The organism is Bacillus sp. GMs2/2 (genome assembly GCF_050172095.1).
GTDB classification, from domain to species: domain Bacteria; phylum Bacillota; class Bacilli; order Bacillales; family Bacillaceae_G; genus Bacillus_A; species Bacillus_A cereus.
In genome coordinates, this window is sequence record NZ_JBNLYE010000680.1 from 1 (window position 1) to 1,324 (window position 1,324).

Sequence of the window (1,324 nt, forward strand, 5' to 3'; positions counted from 1 at the left end):
TTTCAATATAATATAAAGCGCTCTCGAATTCCATCGAGAGCGCTTTATTATTACCTATTTCGGTAAACGTGATAGCTTTTCAGCAATTGTTCTATAAAACTCTTGAATGCTAGAAAAACCTAATGAGTCTGAAACACTTAATCCTACCATATCGAGATGATCCCAATTCGCTTTCGTTTCGATATGATTCCATTTTCCAATCTGTAATGACCCATTATTATTTACAGCAACATTAGAAGATGGTGCAATCATAGAATTCGTATTTACTACACCATCATTTTGCCACCAAGAAGTATCAACTAACGGACGGTTTTCTTCATATCTCGCATAAGAACCTAAGAAAAATGCATTCCCCATCAACACTTTATTCATCGTAATATGCGGTAAATGTAAACCTGTTATAGGTGCTGCTTGTGATGCATGTCCACTATAAGATAAGTAATACACATCCGGTTGCGTCTTTACCCAATTATTTAACTCCTTTGCACCATCTGTACTTAAATCCCATTGACTTATATCTTTTGTATTTTTCCAAAGTGAACTATTTAGAATACGATTACTATATTGGAAAAAGGACTCTCCAGCATTTTTCTTTATACCCCATTGATCCAATTTAAAATCATATAATGATAAATTATTGTTTCCTCCAAAGCTTGCAGCTGTAATGAGTAAATCTTTAACGAACGGCAGTAGAAGACTACCATCCGCAAGTGTTGTACCGTTGTGAGGGGTTGCTAATGTTGTAACACTATGAACATATGATTTTCCGCCTTCAAATAGTGGTGATATTTTGGTGTCTGGGTGATTTTTTACATAATTCTTTTCTTCAAAACTACCTTCTTTTAATAGCTGTACTAATGTTCTAATCGTTTGTCCACCCATGCTATGTCCAACTAAATGAACTTTATTTGTTTCACTCCAATTCGGCGCAAAACCACTATAAGTTCTGCCAAAACGATTATGTCCATGTTTCTCAGCATGTACTGCACCATAGTCTACTGTCCCACCGCTAATTTGTGCATACAATTCACATGCACGATCCCAGTTACTAGAAACAGGTCCAACAGCTGCGGTATGTACCGTATAACCATTGCGTTTCAAATCTTCCTGTATATCATGAACACCACCCCAATATTTTACGCCAAGCATTTCTTCTCTACCCCATCCAGCAAATCCATTCACCAATATGATAGGATAATTATTTTGTTGCCTCTCTTCAGCGTATGATATTTTTGCTGCGAATGAACATACGGTCACTAATGCGAAAAAACATATTTTTAAAAATAACTTCCCCATACTTCCCCCCCCTAATAAAACGTTTACA

Annotated in this window: 1 protein-coding gene; it reads right to left on the reverse strand. The window is 36.3% G+C overall.

Features of this window, described 5'->3' with window-relative positions:
* Window positions 1–54 precede the first annotated feature (54 nt).
* Window positions 55–1,296: an esterase/lipase family protein gene (locus ACQGS6_RS28635; RefSeq protein ID WP_000517069.1), complete on the reverse strand. Its 1,242-nt coding sequence runs from the start codon at window positions 1,294–1,296 to the stop codon at window positions 55–57.
* Window positions 1,297–1,324: the final 28 nt, after the last annotated feature.

What these genes read in the sequence shown, in the direction of transcription:
- ACQGS6_RS28635 (WP_000517069.1), bottom strand. Translation starts at nt 1,296, where the DNA reads ATGGGGAAGTTATTTTTAAAAATATGTTTTTTCGCATTAGTGACCGTA.